15 protein-coding genes and 1 pseudogene are annotated in these 16,694 nt (G+C 65.4%); 3 read left to right on the forward strand and 13 right to left on the reverse strand.

The window, feature by feature from the left end; translation table 11 throughout:
• The first annotated feature begins 24 nt into the window (after nucleotides 1–24).
• Nucleotides 25–552, forward strand: coding sequence for a hypothetical protein (locus RX327_RS03110; protein ID WP_317249443.1), 528 nt, complete (start codon nucleotides 25–27; stop codon nucleotides 550–552).
• Nucleotides 553–567: 15 nt separating this feature from the next.
• Here the strand turns inward: RX327_RS03110 and RX327_RS03115 are convergent, their stop codons facing one another.
• From RX327_RS03115 to RX327_RS03160, 10 genes are all read right to left on the reverse strand, one after another.
• Nucleotides 568–1,944 (reverse strand): vWA domain-containing protein, encoded by a 1,377-nt coding sequence (locus RX327_RS03115; RefSeq protein WP_317249444.1) that lies wholly within the window; start codon nucleotides 1,942–1,944, stop codon nucleotides 568–570.
• Between the two features lie 104 nt (nucleotides 1,945–2,048).
• The gene (locus tag RX327_RS03120) at nucleotides 2,049–2,996 is read right to left on the reverse strand and encodes a MoxR family ATPase (RefSeq protein WP_317249445.1); all 948 of its coding nucleotides are present in this window, start codon (nucleotides 2,994–2,996) and stop codon (nucleotides 2,049–2,051) included.
• A gap of 310 nt (nucleotides 2,997–3,306) precedes the next feature.
• Nucleotides 3,307–3,624 carry a hypothetical protein gene (locus RX327_RS03125; protein ID WP_028335270.1) on the reverse strand — a complete coding sequence of 106 codons (318 nt, stop codon included), beginning with the start codon at nucleotides 3,622–3,624 and terminating at the stop codon, nucleotides 3,307–3,309.
• Between the two features lie 165 nt (nucleotides 3,625–3,789).
• Complete coding sequence (locus RX327_RS03130) at nucleotides 3,790–4,425, reverse strand: HAD-IA family hydrolase (RefSeq protein WP_317251446.1); 636 nt, start codon at nucleotides 4,423–4,425, stop codon at nucleotides 3,790–3,792.
• 166 nt (nucleotides 4,426–4,591) lie between these two features.
• On the reverse strand, nucleotides 4,592–5,278 hold the full coding sequence (locus tag RX327_RS03135; RefSeq protein WP_050383983.1) for a methyltransferase family protein: 687 nt from the start codon (nucleotides 5,276–5,278) through the stop codon (nucleotides 4,592–4,594).
• Between the two features lie 97 nt (nucleotides 5,279–5,375).
• Nucleotides 5,376–5,717: a hypothetical protein gene (locus RX327_RS03140; protein WP_152977495.1), complete on the reverse strand. Its 342-nt coding sequence runs from the start codon at nucleotides 5,715–5,717 to the stop codon at nucleotides 5,376–5,378.
• A gap of 36 nt (nucleotides 5,718–5,753) precedes the next feature.
• Nucleotides 5,754–5,933: a hypothetical protein gene (locus tag RX327_RS03145; RefSeq protein WP_016842277.1), complete on the reverse strand. Its 180-nt coding sequence runs from the start codon at nucleotides 5,931–5,933 to the stop codon at nucleotides 5,754–5,756.
• 56 nt (nucleotides 5,934–5,989) lie between these two features.
• Nucleotides 5,990–6,181 carry a hypothetical protein gene (locus tag RX327_RS03150; RefSeq protein ID WP_016842276.1) on the reverse strand — a complete coding sequence of 64 codons (192 nt, stop codon included), beginning with the start codon at nucleotides 6,179–6,181 and terminating at the stop codon, nucleotides 5,990–5,992.
• A 172-nt stretch (nucleotides 6,182–6,353) separates the two neighbouring features.
• The gene (locus RX327_RS03155; RefSeq protein ID WP_050383982.1) at nucleotides 6,354–8,801 is read right to left on the reverse strand and encodes a S8 family serine peptidase; all 2,448 of its coding nucleotides are present in this window, start codon (nucleotides 8,799–8,801) and stop codon (nucleotides 6,354–6,356) included.
• Nucleotides 8,802–9,155: 354 nt separating this feature from the next.
• Nucleotides 9,156–9,830 (reverse strand): LuxR C-terminal-related transcriptional regulator, encoded by a 675-nt coding sequence (locus RX327_RS03160; RefSeq protein WP_050383981.1) that lies wholly within the window; start codon nucleotides 9,828–9,830, stop codon nucleotides 9,156–9,158.
• A gap of 28 nt (nucleotides 9,831–9,858) precedes the next feature.
• Here RX327_RS03160 and RX327_RS03165 point away from each other — a divergent pair, with 28 nt between their 5' ends.
• On the forward strand, nucleotides 9,859–10,134 hold the full coding sequence (locus tag RX327_RS03165) for a hypothetical protein (RefSeq protein ID WP_082190529.1): 276 nt from the start codon (nucleotides 9,859–9,861) through the stop codon (nucleotides 10,132–10,134).
• Between the two features lie 130 nt (nucleotides 10,135–10,264).
• Nucleotides 10,265–11,026: a S1 family peptidase gene (locus RX327_RS03170; protein WP_317249446.1), complete on the forward strand. Its 762-nt coding sequence runs from the start codon at nucleotides 10,265–10,267 to the stop codon at nucleotides 11,024–11,026.
• A 98-nt stretch (nucleotides 11,027–11,124) separates the two neighbouring features.
• Here the strand turns inward: RX327_RS03170 and RX327_RS03175 are convergent.
• The 3 genes and pseudogenes from RX327_RS03175 to RX327_RS03185 form a co-directional block, all read right to left on the reverse strand.
• A pseudogene (locus RX327_RS03175) lies at nucleotides 11,125–13,345 on the reverse strand (acetate--CoA ligase family protein).
• A 170-nt stretch (nucleotides 13,346–13,515) separates the two neighbouring features.
• Nucleotides 13,516–14,106: a class GN sortase gene (locus tag RX327_RS03180; RefSeq protein WP_317249447.1), complete on the reverse strand. Its 591-nt coding sequence runs from the start codon at nucleotides 14,104–14,106 to the stop codon at nucleotides 13,516–13,518.
• A 205-nt stretch (nucleotides 14,107–14,311) separates the two neighbouring features.
• The gene (locus tag RX327_RS03185) at nucleotides 14,312–16,585 is read right to left on the reverse strand and encodes a marine proteobacterial sortase target protein (protein WP_317249448.1); all 2,274 of its coding nucleotides are present in this window, start codon (nucleotides 16,583–16,585) and stop codon (nucleotides 14,312–14,314) included.
• Between the last annotated feature and the right edge of the window lie 109 nt (nucleotides 16,586–16,694).

Consider the following 16,694-nt stretch of genomic DNA (forward strand, 5'->3'; position numbering starts at 1 on the left):
CAACAACAACAGGAACAGGTCGGCATGAGCCCTCAAGCTCTCGTGACGGCCATTCTCTCGGGACTTGTGGTGGCGGCGTTCGGACTGTTCTGGTGGGTTGGCAGCTATTCCGATCGCGTGTTCGCAAGCAGGTTCCGCACCCGCTTTCCGGAGAAGACGCTGAGCTACACCGGCGACCAGCTTGGCGATCTGGTGCAGTCGGATTTGCGGATGAAGTATGTCTTTCCGATCCTGTTTCCGTTCGATCTGATCGTCATGTTGGCGCTGGCGGGCGCGATGGGCGCGGCGTCATCGCACTGGCTCAGCCGGATCTATCCGTCCGCGGCGTGGCTCGGCCTGGTCGTGCCGGCGGTGTACCTACTCAGCGATCTGATCGAGGATTGTCTCCTGGCATGGCTGCTGCTGCACGGCGACCCGCATGCGGCGGCGCGGTCTGTCTCGATCCTGAAGGCGATCACGACGATCAAGCTGGTCGGCATCTTCGCCTCGATCGCGCTGACACTGGCTGCGTTCGTCGGGTGGCTGTTCCACGGCGAGTCGCTTGCCATCTAAAGCGCGGCCGGCGGCCTACTGATAAGTCGCCACGATATCGGACACGGCGCGCTCGAGCTGGTGCGCAGTGGCGCATTGGCGCACGACGGTGCAAAAGGTCGCGTAGCGCGGCATCTCGGAATCGCCAAAGCCCCAGGCGAGCCGCCCCTCGGGATTGAGCCAGACCAGTCGCTTCGAGCGATCGGAGATCCGGCGCAAAATGTCGGCGCGCGGGTCGAGATTGTTGCTGCGGGCATCGCCGAGCACGATCACCGTGGTCTGCGGCGTCAGCGTACTCATGAACTCATTCTCGAAATCGACCAGCGAAGAGCCGTAGTCCGACGAGCCGAAGCCGACCTTGGACATGATCTCGGACATCGCTTCCTCCGGCGACTTCGATTCCAGGATCTTGCTGACTTCGATCAGGTGCGAGGAGAAGGCGAAGGAGCGGACATCGTCGACCACCTCGTGCAGCGAGTGGATGAGCAGCAGAAAGAAGTCGGATACTTGCGCAACGGAGCCCGAGACGTCGCACAGTGCTACGATCTTCGGTCGGTCGCGATGCTTGCGCTTCCATGCCGTGAGGAAGGGCACGCCGCCCCAGGCCGCATTCCGGCGGAGCGTGCGACGGACGTCGAGATGGCCGCGGCGCTGGCGTTTGCGCGGCTTCGAGTAGCGCTCGCGCAGCCGGCGCGCGATCTGACGGATGAGGGCGCGCATCTCGGCGACCTGGCGCCGCTCGATGCGGGCAAGCGGCGCATTGCGCAGGATCTCGTTGCGGAGATTCTCCGTTTCCTCGCGCCCGTACAGCAGCAGAGCCTGCGAGACCGCATCGCGAACGGTGCCGCGCAGCCCGTTGAGCGCCTCCTGCAGCCGTTCGGCGAGCGCGGGATTGCGCGTGGTCAGGTCGTCGATGTCGTCGCGCAGGCGCTGGAGGCCCATGGCGTCGAGGATGCGGCTGGAGAAGATGCCGCGCTGAGTGGAGTAGCGGATGTCTGGCAGCGAGGCGGCGCCGGAGGCGTTGGCGATCGCGCTCGATATCGCGGAGCGATCCTGCGACAGCAGCATCTGCGCCAGCGGCCCGACATTCTCGCTGGCGCCGTCGTCCGACACATCGCCATGCTCGTCGGCCGACGGGTTGGCGTCGGATTCGCTGCCGTCGTCGGTCTTGCTCTGCTCCGCGTTCTCCTGCTGCGGCTCGGGCTGGCTGAAGAACAGATCGAAGCATTCGCCGAGTGCGCGCTTCTCGTCCTGGGTCTTGGCCAACGTCAGCAGGAAGGTGTCGCGCAGGATATCACGATCGGCAAAGCCGACCTGGGCGACCGCCCGCATCGCATCGATGCTTTCGGCGGGCGAGACCCGGACCCCGGCTCCCCGCGCCGCACGAAAGAAGCGATGCAGGTTCTCGCGCATGTTCTAAAGCGCGATGAAATTGGATTGAATTGTCATCGCGCTTTAGCTCCTTCCTTGAGCATGGTCTGATCGGAAAACCGCTTCACACTTTTCCGGATCATGCTCTAGCTGAACACGCCCTGGCGCGACGCCTTGGCGATGAAGGACGAAATCTGGGGCGTCGCGGCCTCGATATCGGTCTCGTATTTCAGGAGGACGTTGAGTGTGTCCTTGACGATCTCGGTGTCGAGCTCGGAAGCCTGGAGCAGCACCAGCACGCGCGCCCAGTCGATGGTCTCGCTGACCGACGGCAGCTTCTTCAGATCCAGCGAGCGGATCTCGTGGATGAAGCCGACCATCTGCCGGCGCAGCGTCTGGGAGATGCCGGGCACGCGGCTTTCGACGATGCGTTCCTCGAGGCGCTGCTCGGGAAAGCCGATATGCAGATGCAGGCAGCGCCGCTTCAGGGCGTCGCCGAGATCGCGCTCGCTGTTGGAGGTGAGGATCACGGTCGGCGGCGTGACGGCCGACACGGTTCCGAGCTCGGGGATCGTGACCTGGAAGTCCGAGAGGATTTCCAGCAGCAGCGATTCGAACTCCGCATCCGACTTGTCGATCTCGTCGATCAGGAGCACGCAGCCGCCCGGCTGCTCCAGTGCCTGGAGCAGGGGACGCGGCTCGACGAACTCCTTGGAGAAGAACACGTCGCCGAAATCGTGGAGCTGATCCAGCGCCGCATGCAGCGTCTGCGCGCCGCCGAGAACCTCGCCGAGCTTGTCCTTCAGGATCTGCGTGTAGAGAAGCTGCTTGGCGTATTTCCACTCGTAGAGAGCCTTGGCCTCGTCGAGGCCCTCGTAGCATTGCAGGCGGATCATCTTCATGCCGCGCCAGGCCGCGATCGCCTTGGCGAGTTCGGTCTTGCCGACGCCCGCGGGGCCCTCGACCAGGATCGGCTTCTCGATCTGCTGCGACAAATAGACGGCGGTCGCGATCTGCCGGCTCGCGATATAGCCTTGCGCGGCGAGGCCGCTCTCCACTGCCTCGATCGAGGCGGTGGGCCTGGTATCAGCCACGAGGATCAGCTCCGGATTTGCCTTGAACTCGGACCTGTTCTGCGCTCGTTGCCGGCAAAGCACAAGGCTCGTTTGGCCCGCAAAGGCATGGGGTTAGCGCATGGTTCCGGGGTATTTCCGCCAAGCGCAATACGGGCTACGCTTGTTAGCGTGTAGTTCGAACCTCCCCTTGAAAAGGGGAGGTCTTTTTGCTCGCCAGAGCAAAGCGGGTGGGGATCTGCTCTCTCAATCAACACCGGCGTCGGCCGACCCCCATCCCGACCTTCCCCCTTTCAGGGGGAAGGAGAAGAATCTCGTAGCCCGGCTACCGTCAACCCGAACAGCTCTTCACGAAATCCTTGCGCTGCGGGCCCGTGATCTTCTGGTCGATCGCCTGCTTCAGGCAGTCGAGATGCGCCTGCGCCATGCAGAGCTGCATCTGGTCGTGCCGCTCCTGACCCTTCAGCGCCTTCGCCGCGCTCTGGCAGGCCGCGCGCTTCGCGCCGGGCACGGGCGCCGCCGTCGACGCGCTCTGTTGCGCGGGAGCTGCCGCCGGCGCTGTTGCGGGGGCCGGCGTTGTCTGCGCGAGCGCTGCAGCCGAGATCAGCAGCGAACCAGCCGAGACAAGGGCGACGACAAGACGTTTCATGGGAAGTGCCTCCGCAGGCATGATCCGGAGAAGCGGACGTCGGTTTTCCGGAACGTCATGCTCAGACCAGGAAAGGGGTCACGATGCGATCGCGCCGTGACCCGGGGGAGGCCGACAATTAGAAGCCGCCGCGTGAATGCGGCATGAATAGGCGCGTAGCCCGCTTCACCTCAGCGTGAGGCCGGTCGCGGCTTCAAGCTCGCCGATCGCCTGCGCGGCACTCGTGACCTTGATCGTCGTCATGCCCATCTCGCGCGCGGGCTTGAGGTTGACGCCGAGATCGTCGAGATAGACGCAGTCCTTCGGATCGACCTCCAGCGTCTCGACCATCATTCGGTAGATGCGCGGGTCGGGCTTGCGCAGTCCGATCTTGGCGGATTCGATGACGTGATCGAACAGCACCATCACTTCGGCGATGTAGAGGGAGCGTCCCGTCATGCTGCCGATGGCGTTCGCCGGCAAATTGTTGGTGATGCAGCCGGTCTTGAAGTTCGCCTTGATGCGCTTCAGCGCCTCGACCATCTCGGGGCGCAGGTCGCCGGAGAGCAGCGGCAGCACGTCCTTGCCGCGCACCTCGGCGCCGAGCGCCTTCGATTCCGTAGCGAACAGCGCGTCGAACGCCTCGATATCGACCTCGGCCCGCTCGAACTTGGCCCAGGCGTTCTCCAGATGGTTGGCGGCGTTGGTACGCCGGATGATGTCGATGGGCAGGCCGCGCTCGGTCTCGAACCGCGTGAACGCCTCGAATGGTGAGCTCGTCAGCACGCCGCCAAAATCAAAGATCACAGCCTCGATCGTCAAAGTGTCGACCATCAAAGTCCTGCCCGTTGCAAAGCGGCGGCTTCGCCTCGGATCGTCCGGCCGACTGCAGGACAACAGGGAAACGCGCGTCCAGCCTTCTTTATTGGAATTGCCGCCGATCAGGCAAGCCGCCAGTTCGCGGCAAAATCCGCCACGCGGAACCAGCTCACCAGACCATCGGCACCAGACGATAGCGCACCCGCGCGAGATACTCGGCATAGCCGTCGAGCTCGGCAGTGAGCATCCGCTCCTCCATCAGCGACCGCAAGCCGAGCAGCGCCGCCATGATAGGCACGATGGCAAGGCCATACCACGATCCCAGCAGCAGCGGCGTACCGACATAGGTCAGGAGGCCGCTGGCATAGATCGGATGCCGCACATAGGCGTAGGGTCCGGTGGTCACCGCAGCATGCCCGCGCTCGCGCTGGATCTTCACGACCGGCGCGGCGTAGCTGTTTTCCCGGTAGGTCCGGTAGACGATGTAGAACGATGCCGCGATCATCACGGCGCCGGCGCATTGCAACCAGAAGGGGACGAGCGATGTCTGGTAGCGGACTGCGTCGAGCGCCATCAGCGGCAGCCATGTCAGCCACAACAGCGGCATGATCGTCGTGATGACGCGGTCCCAGCCCGCCTGGTCGCGCGCGGTGCGCCGCTCTGCCAGCAACCCCGGATCGTGCCGGGCGAGCCAGGCTTCGGTGATCAGCCCGCCGATCGTGATCTCGACCAGGAACGTCCAGGCGCCGGCCCATCGCAGCGTACCGGCCGCGAGAAACAGGAATGTGCCGAGGCCCACACATGTGAAGGCGGCGCGGCGCAGATTGATGCGAGGGGGACTGCCGTTCTCGTTCATGTTTCTCTCCGGCGAACGGCAACGGCCGCGCCGCCGGATCGGGCGGGCCGTTGCGTGCGTGGTTGCGGATCGCGGCCTGCTCGGCGCGCAAAGCCGATTACGGCCTGCGCGTCCAGTTTCGCGCCTGTCCGGAATAGACCTTGCTCGGCAGCGCGCGCGCCGCGGGATCGAGCAGGATCTTCATCGCGGTGTTGAGCCGCTCCTCCGAATGCGGCGAGCCATCATGGCGCATCTGCTGCGGAGCCCCCGGGCCCTGCGGCGGCGCCAGATAGGTCGGCGTCGTCGGCGGAGTGGGGGTGGTGGCGATCTTCGGGCGGGCGACCAGAGCGGCCTCCATCGGGCGCCGCGCCTGGGCCATGCGTGACGCTGCGGAAGGTGCTTCCGCTGGTGGCGGCGAGGCGGCGCTGTCGGATCCGGATTTGCGGGGCGGTTTTGCCATGGCATCGGCTCCATAGGTTCGGTGATGACGACGACGTCAGGATTTGTCTTCGTCGGATGTGGTGCGTTTGGCGATGATCGGGTTGCGGTCGCTGATCGCGGCGATCAGCGAGGCGTGGCTCACCACTGACGACACGACGATCTTGCCGGATGGCTCGATCCGGCGACCGTTCTGCTGCTGTTGCTGTGGGCTCCTGGCGGTGGATTTCTGCATCATGTCGGCCTCCTCGAGGATGGGTGGGGCCCGACATCGCCGGGCCCCGAGTTTGGCGATCAGATGCCGAAAGCACCGAGGACGCCCGGCAGCGCCTGCGCGACGCCGCCGAGGATTTCGCCCCAGCCCTGCGGGTTGACCGACCCGTTGGTCGCCACGTCGGCAATCCGCTTCGGTCCGCGCTCGATGCCCTCACACTGGATCGGGCTACGCACGCTGCCGAAGGTCTCAAAGTCGTTCCTTGCGTACATGTTCAGCTCCTTCTTTCGGTTTGAATTGACGGCAACTACGGGAGGTGGACACCGACCGGGGCAGCCGTCGCTGGACGTCGCCCAGGGGATCGCTCATCGCGTCGATCCCCTGGACCACGTGACGCATTCGCGCCACGTTCTGATCTCCTCCGGACGCAGAGGAGCAATCGCGTCAATAGACCTGCCACTGCCGCAGCGGTCCGACCGCCACCGGCACCACGTCGCTCACGTCGATCGTGTACTGATAGACTTCGCGCGCCTGGGTCAGGACCTGGGTCGGATTGAAGAAGCGGTAAGTCACGTCGTGACAAACCGAGTCCGGGCGGCAGATGACGCTCTGGTCGACCTCGACGGTATCGAGCCGCAAGCCCTTCTTGGCGACGTCGGTAAAGATCTTCCGCGTGTTGTAGGCATTCATCGCGGAATAGTTCAGCGCGCGATCCTGCGGCGAGAGGCCGACATTGCGGAACTCGTTGTAGATCCGCTCGAGGAAGCCTTCCGCGCCGGCCGGCCAGGTGTCGGGATCGGGTCCGAACAGCGTGTAGAGATCCCACTGGTAGAAGCCGCGCCAGTCGGTCACCAGCGTCGGCACCACGGTCCCGTTCAGGAGCTTGGTCGTGTTGGCGCTGTCGACCCAGCCGGCCATCGAGATCCGCGCAACGCCGCCGCGCGGCGGGAAAGCCGGCGGCGTGGTCGGCGGTGTATCGTCGCCGCCGCGCGCTGCCGGTACCACGGTTCGGGTGTTCGATGGATCGTCATGCGAGACCTCCTGATGCCAGAGCGCCAGGATCAGCGCGGCGAAGAATCCGAGACCGAACACATCGAGCGGCTTGACCGCATAGATCGGGATCGAGTCGATCGTCATCGTCCAGATGATGGCATCGGCATCCGGGAAGTTGTTGCCGGATCCGCTCGGTGTCGCGCTCTCGCCTTCGGCCTGGTTCAGCAGATAGCGCGCCATGATCGCCGGATTGTACGGCGCCGAGGTATCGCCGGAGCGGTCGCGCTCCGGCCCGAACGCCGGATCGCCGCGTCCGATCAGGCTGTCGCGCCAATTGGCGATGGCCTGCACGAAGTAGTCGAGGCGCGCCTCCTTGCCGAAATCGTAGAACAGCCGGCCGATCGGGAACGCGAGCTGTCCGGTGGATTCCGCCGCGGCGCCCTGCGGACGCATGCCGCCGCCACAGCCGCAGCTCTTCTCGCTGGTACGAACCGCGGGGGCTTCGTACATCGGCAGCGCCTGCGGCATCGCGACGGGAAGCGCGTTGCTCGGCATCAGCGCAGGCAGCTGCTGCGGCTGCAGCCAGGCCTGCGGCATCATGCCGGCCGCCGGCATCGCCATCTGGGGCATCATCATCGGCGGCATGACGATCTGCGGTGCCGGCGTCGGCATCCAGACCAGGTCGCCGCCCGCATGGGGGGCGTGAAACGGATAGGGCGCCGGCGCCGCGATCGGCGCGGCGGCGACGCCGTGATCAACGGGCGCGGCCGCAGGCGCTGCGGGCGCAGCAGGCTGCGCTTCGCTCGGCATGATCCCGGCGCTGCTGCGCAGGACCGAGCCGTCCGGCCCGAATATGCGCGGAGCCGATGGTGCAGACATTGCTGATAGATCTCCCATGGAACCCTCTCTGGTTGCAGTTGGCTGAGCGGCGGATGACGGTTGGACGAAAGGGCGCGCGGACACTCCCCGGAAGAGGGGAGACGCGGCCGTAGCACCCGACGGCATGACGGCGTCCGCCTGCTCGCCAAGCAGGGCGGCGACAGCCGCGGGAATATCGAGCCGTCCGGCGAGGCAGCGCGAGGCGCTGCCGTCGCTGCGGCAGGGCACTGCGCTTTCGAGCAGCGCAGCACGGACGGCTTGCGGATCGGCCTTGCGTCCGGTCTGGCGCAGGCACGAGAGCAGCAGAGCGACGACGCCGGTGACGATCGGCGCTGCGAAGCTCGTTCCGGAACGCAGGCTGATATTGCGGACCGGCGAGGCGCCGGCGATGTTTTCGCCCGGCGCGAGGATGCCGTTCTCGAGATAGGCGTCGCCGAAATTGCTGAAGGGCAGCGGATTGCCGGCCGGATCGCACGCGCCGACCGCAAGCACCGAAGCGAGGCTGCCCGGCACCTGGACGCAGCGGCATCCGTCATTGCCTGCGGCGGCGACGATCAGCTTGCCGGCGCGCTCGCAGGCGCGGACCGCGTCGACCAGAATGCGGTCGGCCTGGCCGGTCGCGGATTGCTGGCCGCTACTGATATTGATGACGTCGGCGCCGGCGGCGAGCGCCTGGTTGATCGCAAGTGCCAAGGTGCTTTGCGAGGACGGCTCGATCTGCCCGGAGGTGTCCTCGCGATAGATCGAGAAGACGGTCGCGTTGCAATTCGGCGCGACGCCGAGCACCGGGCTGCCGGGCGTACCCATCAGGACGCTCGTGACATGCGTGCCGTGCTCGGACTGGATCATCGGCGAGGCCGGAGCGACGAACTCGCCGCCCCTGGCGACGCGGGCCTGCCTGAGCGAAGGATGATTGAAATCGACGGGGCCGTCGATGATCGCGATCTTCACCGCGGGGTCGCCGCCCAACGTTCTCTGCCACAAGGCAGCCAGGCCAGCGATGTCGGCAACTGGATTCATGAAATCAATCCCGACTGATCTGCCCGCAAATCCGTGCAGCCGATCCGTCTTCCGCGGCAATTTGCTTTCACGCAGCGAACCAGCAGAACGGCATGTCGTTGCGTTGGAGCAGTTGTGGCAGCTGTGACGCGAAAGGCCTATTCGCCGCGGCGGATCAGAAAGGATCGAGCCGACGATACGGATCGATCGGTCCATGAGATCGATCCTGCATCTCGAACAATCGATCGAAGGGTTTAGTCGGGACCAATCCCACCGCACGATTGTGCGCGCCTGGGCAGACATGCGCGTGCATTTGCGCGCAGGTGCGCGAACGGGACTGCGCGTCGGCCGAACACGGAATTCAGGATGTTGATGTCAGTCGAGCTCGCGGGACCGATCGGGGATCGCTGCCGATGATGCGATCCACGGCGCTTCGCGCACCCGTCGCATCGCCTGTGCCCTGCGCGGCAGGCCGAGTTTCTGCAGCACGTGATGGACGTGGTGCTTGACCGTCGCAAGGCTGAGATTGAGATCGCGCGCGATCTCCTTGTTCGACATGCCTTGTCCGATCAGCTTGAGAACCTCGCCTTCGCGGCGCGTCAGTCCCTGGTCCGCGTCGATCGTATCCGTCTGACGTTCCATGCAGAACAGCGCGCGTAGCAGGCCGCCGGAAATCTCGGCGCTGCAGGCGAGCCGACCCGATGCCACGTCCGACAGCGCGCGGCAGAGCTCATCGAAGCTGGCGTTCCGGGAGATGTAGCCGCTGAACCCGGCCCGGCCACAGCGGACCACGTCGCGCCGGTCCTCGTTGAGGCCGAGCGCCACCAGCGCGACATCCGCATGCTCGCTCGCGATCACGCGCACTTCATCGAGATCGATGCCCTGTGTGACGTCGATCAGAATGACATTCACGCTGCCGGCCTCGAGGGTCTCGCGCAGGCCGGCGAGATCGGACACCGCCGCCGCAATCGCAAACTCGGCGTGGTTCTGGAAACTCGAGGTAAGCCCCTCGCTGAACAGCCTGATCGGCGTGACGATCGCTATCCTCATATTATCCTCTAACTCAACGAAATGGCGGATGGAACGCCGTGTTGAGATCAACGGCACCGGCATCCAGAAAGTCATGAAGGTAAGTATGCGATATGCTGCCGGAGGTTGTATTCGTATCGCGCCGAAATTACGGCTCCGATGCAGGCGATCAAGAGACGCAGTTCACATTCGAACATCGTCGGGCCGCGCGGCGCGCGATCCGAGGTGTTGCGTATCGCGACAAGACGTCGATGTGTGGCGCCGGCAAGCGATGGCGGTGCTGAATTCCGGCGGCGACTTCAACGGCGTAGTGATCGACGCCTAGATATTTAGACAATTGACGCGTGCAGGCCTGGATGCTCTGTACAATATTGCGTGTTCTCCAGAGCCTGGTGCGAGCGACGCAATGCCGCGCCTCGAATGGGCTCAATTCCGATGCCGACCGACAGGGTTCCATGACGAGCGTGATTCGAGCGACAGCTTTTCTCAGCCTGTTGGCGGCGACGCCGGCGCTGGCCATCGTCGGCGGCGGCGCGCCGTCGACGGATGGCGTTGCACGCTCCGTCGTCACCATCGTCGGATCGCGGGGCAATTTCTGCACCGGCAGCCTGATCGCCCCGAGGCTGGTGTTGACAGTCGCTCATTGCGTGCAGCCCGGCGCCGACTACAAGATCGTCGATTATGGCGCGGACAGGCAGCCGAAGCTGCAGGACGTCAGGACGGTTGCGATCCATCCCGGCTTCCGGATGCAGGCGATGGCCAATCATGTCGCGACCGCCGATGTCGCACTGCTGCAGCTCGCGGCGCCGGCCGCAGGCAAGGTGCCCGCCGCGCTCGGCATGCCAAACATTCCGATCCAGGTCGGCGGCCGCTTCACCATCGCAGGCGTCGGCGTCACCGTGCGCGGTGACGGCAAAAGCGGCGGCGCCACCCGCGTCGCCGGCCTGATCGCGAGCGGCAAGCCCGGCACGTTGCAGATCCGTCTCGTCGATCCGGTCGGGCAGGGCGTGCGCGACGGGCTCGGGGCCTGCACCGGCGATTCCGGCGCGCCGGTGTTCGAGGACAAGCAAGGCGGCCCCGCAATCGTCGGCGTGGTGAGCTGGTCAACGGGACCGAACGGCGCCGCCGGCTGCGGCGGCATCACCGGCGTGACGCCGCTGACACTCTATCGCGACTGGGTGATGCAGACCGCGCGGCAGTGGGGTGCGAGCTTCTGACGACGGTTGTCATTGCCGGGTTTGACCGGCAATCCATCCGGAAACGACTTACTTCTGATGATGAATGCGCGGGTCAAGCCCGCGCATGACGATTGAGCCTAATGCCCCGCCGCCTTGTTCGCGGCGGCGTTGTTCAGCACGATCAGGGCATCGACGGCCACGCCCGTCCTGGTGTTGATCAGGAACGGGTTGACGTCGATCGAGGCGATCCGGTCACCGGCATCCGCGATCAGGTTGGAGAGGCCGACCAGCGCCTTCACCGCCGAGGCCTCGTGCAAGGCCGGCCTGCCGCGATAGCCCCTCATCTTGACCCCGGCCTTGGTCCTGGCGATCAGCTCCTTGGCCTCGGCGGCGTCGAGCGGCGCGCCGGCGAGCGCGACGTCCTTCATCAGCTCGATGTCGACGCCGCCGGTGCCGAACAGCACGACAGGCCCCATCTCGGCATCGAGGGAGGCTCCCACCACGAGCTCGAGCTCGGCCTTGACCTGCTGTGCGATCAGGATGCCGTCGAGCTTCGGCTTGCTCTTCAGCTTCTTGACCCGCGCCGTGATGTCGGCGAACGCCTTCTTCACCTCGGCCGCGCTGTTGAGGTTCAGCACCACGCCGCCGATGTCGGACTTGTGCAGGATCTCGGTGCTGACGACCTTTGCCACGACCGGGAATCCGATCTGCCTGGCGATCTTCACAGCCTCGGCCGCGGTCTGCGCGACCTCTTCCTTTCGAGATCGGGATGCCGTAAGCCTTGAGGAGCCTCTTCGAGGCGACTTCGTCGAGCGCGGCGCCGGTCGCCGATTTCAACGTCTTCTCCAGCACGGCGCGCGCGGCGGGCTTCGAGCTCGATACGATGTCGGGCACCTCCTTGCGCAGTTTTGCGTAGTCGAGCAGCGACTTGATCGCGGTCACCGCACGATCCATGCCCTGCATGACCGCAAGATGCGGCAGCGACTTGCGCAAGCCCTTGGTGAACTCGGTGAATCCGATCGACATCGCGCTGATATAGATCACCGGCTTGCCGGCCTGCCCCGCCATCTCGTTGACGATGCGCAGATTGCGCTCGCGCAGCTCGTGCGGCGCTTTCGGCAGCTCGGCATCGACGATGACGATGTCGATATCGGGGTCGTCGATCATCAGCTTGATCGACTTCATATAGACGGAGGGATCGACGACCGCGGCAAAGCCGGCGTCGAGCGGATTGCCGACGATCGAGCCGGGACCGAGCATCTTGGCCAGCTCCTCCGAGGCGTTCGGACTCAGCGGCGCGAAGTTCAGCCCGGCAGAATAGAACGCGTCGATCAGAAGGCCGCGCTTGCCGCCCGATAGCGACACCGCCGCGAGGCGATTGCCCTTCGGCGAATCGGCATGCACGAAGCATTCGGTGGTCTCGATCAGCTCGTCGAGCCCGCCGACCCGGATGACGCCTTCACGCGTTGCGATGGCATCGAACGTCTCGATCGAGCCCGCGAGCGCGCCGGTATGCGCCATCGCCGCGGCGCGGCCGCCCTCGGATGCGCCGAGCTTGAGCGCGATCACGGGCTTGCTCGCGGCGCGCGCCGCCTTGCAGGCGTCGCGGAACGCCTTGGTGTTGCGCACGCCTTCGAGGTAGACGACGATCACCTTGATGCTCGGATCCTCGGCGAAATAGCGCATCAGGTCGGGCGTCTCGAGCCCGGCCTCGTTGCCTGTCGTCACCATGTAGCCGACCCCGACGCCGCGATCCTCCAGCGTCTGGCGGATCGCCATGACGATCGCGCCAGATTGCCCGGCGATCGCCACCGCGCCTTGTTCCATGGTGACGATTCGATCGTCGATGTTGGTGAAGAGCCTTTCGCCGGCGCTCAGATTGCCGAGGCAGTTCGGGCCGGTGACGGCAAGGCCGGTCTCCTTGATCGCCTGCTTCAGCTCGACCGCGAGGCTCTGGCTTTCGTCATCCTGCAATTCGCTGAAGCCTGAGGTGACGATGGTGGCCGATCGCGCCCCGGCCACGGCGGCGTCGCGGATCACCTGCACGGCGAAGCGCGCCGGCACCAGCACCAGGACGTGATCGGGCTTCTCGGGAAGGCTCGCAAAATCCTTGTAGCAGGGGACGCCCCAGATGGCGTCGCGCTTGGTGTTGACCGGATAGAGGCCGCCCTCGAAACCGTATTTGACCAGATTGTTCCAGATGCGCTCGGCATAATTGCCGGGCTTGTCGGTTGCACCCACCAGCACGATGTTGCGCGGGTGCAGCATGGCGTGGATGCCCTTAACGATGTCGCTGGCGTCAGCGGGCGGCGCCCATTCGTGGGACACATGAGACGCGGTGCTTGCGAAAGCTTCCATAGAGCCTGCCCTTATCCTTGTTGTCTTTGTTTCCTCTGGCCACGGCGGATCACCGTGAGGCGCGCGATTTTTCATTGTTTTTATGGCGAGGGAAAGGGGGTAGCAACTCATGCTGGCGCAGGTCAGGGCACCGCGCGCAATATCCCGGCAGGCGCAAAATTGATTGCCTATCAGGAACCCGATTCGCGCGCGTGCGAATCCGTTTCGATCAAGGTCGCGTGCAGCAAGTAGCGCTCAGGGCCTGCCGTCAGCGCGTCGAACGGCCAGCAGGTCGACAGCACCAGTTCATACCGGTCAGTAGTCGGATCGATGCCGGATTGATCGAATCGGACCACCGAGCTGCGATCGGCCCGATAGCGAAGCATCTTGCCGTCGCTTCGCGTGACGTCGATCTCGTCACCGATTGTGACATCCCTGAGAAAGCGAAAATGCGTGTCGCGGTGCGCGGAATAGACCGCGACGCCCCGCTCGCCGGCATCGACGGTCTGCTCGACATGGCCGGGGCCGAACGCCAGTGCCTGGCCGCTGCTGCCGGCAAGCACGGTCGCGGAGGCGTGCAGGCGCTTGACCTCGATCCGCGCGACCGGCCAGGTGTCGGCCCAGGACCACGGCTTCACCGCCTGTCCCGTCGCAACGCTCCGGTCGAACGCCCGCTCCAGCAGCACCTGCGCGAGCCATGCCTTGGCGTGGATGTAGGCGCCGTCGCCGAACAGGATCACACCGATGAGAGCGAAGGCGAGGGATGGGACGAAGCGGGGCATTGTTGCGCCTGTTGCTGTCATTCCGGAATGGTCCGAAGGACCAGACCCGGAACCTCGAGATTCCGGGTTCGATGCTGCGCATCGCCCCGGAATGACATTGCGAGTTGAGGAAGAGTTGCGCGCGCGGCCCTTGGGGGACGGGTGGGAAGGCCGCGCGCGCGCTTGAAGGAGGAGGTCGGGGGGCACCTCCTCCTTTCATCCGACGTCATTGGGGCGACGTCTGACGCCGGTTGATCATCAGGAGGAGAAGGCTCACCGTGAGCAGGATCACGCCCGCGATCATCTTCAGCTCCGCATCAGTCGCGGTCTTCGGCAGCTGGATCGTGCCGGGACCTTGTGTGGGGACCGGTGACCGCTTCAGCGCAGCGAGCTGCAGCTTGCCGTCGCCGGCGTCGGCGCGACGCTCGCCCGGTACGGCCGGCAGACTCGGACGCTCGCCGAACACCTTCGCAAAATCCCAGCCGGCGGGCAGGTTGAGCGGCAGCTCGGAGAGTTTCAGCGGCTCGCCCTCGGGACGGCTCGGCGTCTTGTCGACCGCGACAAGGCTGGTCAGCCGCGTGACGAACTGATGCTCCAGCGCCAGCGCGAGGATGGTCTTGTCGGCGTCCTCGGCGCTCTGCTGCCGCGTGGTGCGCGCCACCTCGGCATCGGCGATCTTGCGGCGCGCCCAGAGCTTCGACAGGCCCTTGCCTTCAGCGGCGCTTTGCAGCGGCAGCGTCACCGACCAAGGGCGGTCGCCGATGCGTCCCTTGATCTCGAGGGAGCCCGCGAGCTGGTCGAGCCTGGCCGCCAGCACCAGCGGCTCGTCGCGGTAGACGTCGGGCAGTGCCGACGGCGTCAGGTCGGCCGTCGCCTCGGAGAATTTCGCGGAGAGATTCGTCACCACCGGATTCTCCAGCTTGGCGAACAGGCCGCGCATGCGTTCCTCGACCTGCTCAACCGAACCGATGTGGGTGAAGGCGCCGCGGCCGAGCTCGGCGGCGCGCGTCATCAGGTAGGTGTTGGGCGCCGAGCCAATGCCGACCATGAACACGCGCGAACGGCCGCGCATGGCCGTGATCGTCTCGAACAATTGCTGCTCGTTGCCGATCGCGCCGTCGGTCAGGAACACGACCTGGCGGACGTAATTGGCGTCGCCATGGCTGGTGTCGGAGAGCGCAGCGCGCATCGCCTGTACCATCTCGGTGCCGCCGCGCGCCTGCAAGGCGCTGACGAACGCCGTCGCGCTGCCGATATTGGCGCTGTTGGCCGCGACCGGCGACGGGAACAGCACGTCCATGGTGTCATCGAAACGGATCACGTTGAAGCGGTCATTCGGCTGGAGGCGGCCGAGGGCATAGAGCAGGCTCGCCTTGGCCTGAACGATGGAGGTGCCGCCCATCGAGCCGGAATTGTCGATCACGAACACGACCTCGCGCGGCAACGTTTTCTGTTGCGCCTGCTCGACCGACGGCGGAGTGACGAAGGCGAGCAGGTAATCGGCATCGCCGACATGCTCGCGGAACAGGCCGACCGACGGCGCCATCCCGGCGGCCGGCTTCCAGGTCAGCTCGAAATCACGGTCGGCCGGCACCGGGCCTTCGGCGAGCTTGACGACGCGCGTGGTGCTGTCGGGGCTCTCGATCTTGACCTGGTGGAAATGGCTCTTCACCTCGCCGAGCGGAAAGCCGGCGTTGAGGTGCACCGTGACGTTGGTCGGATTGACCGGCGCATTTTCCGCCGGATCGAGCACTTCGCGCGCAATGCGGTCGCGGTCCGGCACGGGATCGGTGGTGGTGGCGCCCCAGCCGTTGCCATCGGCGCGGAGATCGACGCTCTGCACGATCGGCGCCGGATTGTAGCGCGGGGCGACCACCAGCGGCACGCGGAGCGAATATTCGTCGCCGGCCTGATGCACCGGCTCCTGATACTCGATCTGCACCAGCACGGTCTCGCCGGGACCGATATTGGCGACCGAGTTGGTAAAGATGTTGGGCCGCTCTTGCTCGGTGAGCGCCGCCTTCTGGCCGGCGCTTCGTGCCTGCTCGTAGATCGCGCGGGCTTGCTGCCGCTCCTTGATGTCGCCGACGATGACGTGGTCGCCGACCACCATCTTCAGCGTGTCGACGGCACCATTGGCTGCGAGCGGATAGACATAGGTGGCCGCGACCCAGTCCCTGGTCGGATTGCGGAACAGTTGCGTGACGCGGGCGCGCAGCGTCGGGCCCGATACGGTGATGTCGACGTCGATGCCGAGCCTGGTCGCGTCGGCATAGCCGTCGTCGGTCTTGAACAGCAGCGAGCCGGAACGCGCATCGCTCGGCCGCAGCACCACCTGTCGCGGCAGTTCGGCCGACCACACCGGATCGAAACTCACGAACAAGGCCGCAAAGCCGATCACCAGCGCGGCCACACCTTCCACCAGAAAGAACAGCACAATGCGCATCCTGCGCGACAGGCGGATCTGCGGGCTGCTGTCACATGCATCGTAAATCGTCATTTTCGTCACTCCCGAGCGAGGCTTTCGCTGCCTCGCGATCATGGAGAACGGCGGTTTTGGCGCGAGCAGAATGATCGGCAATGATTGGCCGCCGTCCGGCGCGGCCCGC

This window comes from Bradyrhizobium sp. BEA-2-5 (assembly GCF_032918025.1).
Classification (GTDB): Bacteria; Pseudomonadota; Alphaproteobacteria; order Rhizobiales; family Xanthobacteraceae; genus Bradyrhizobium; species Bradyrhizobium pachyrhizi.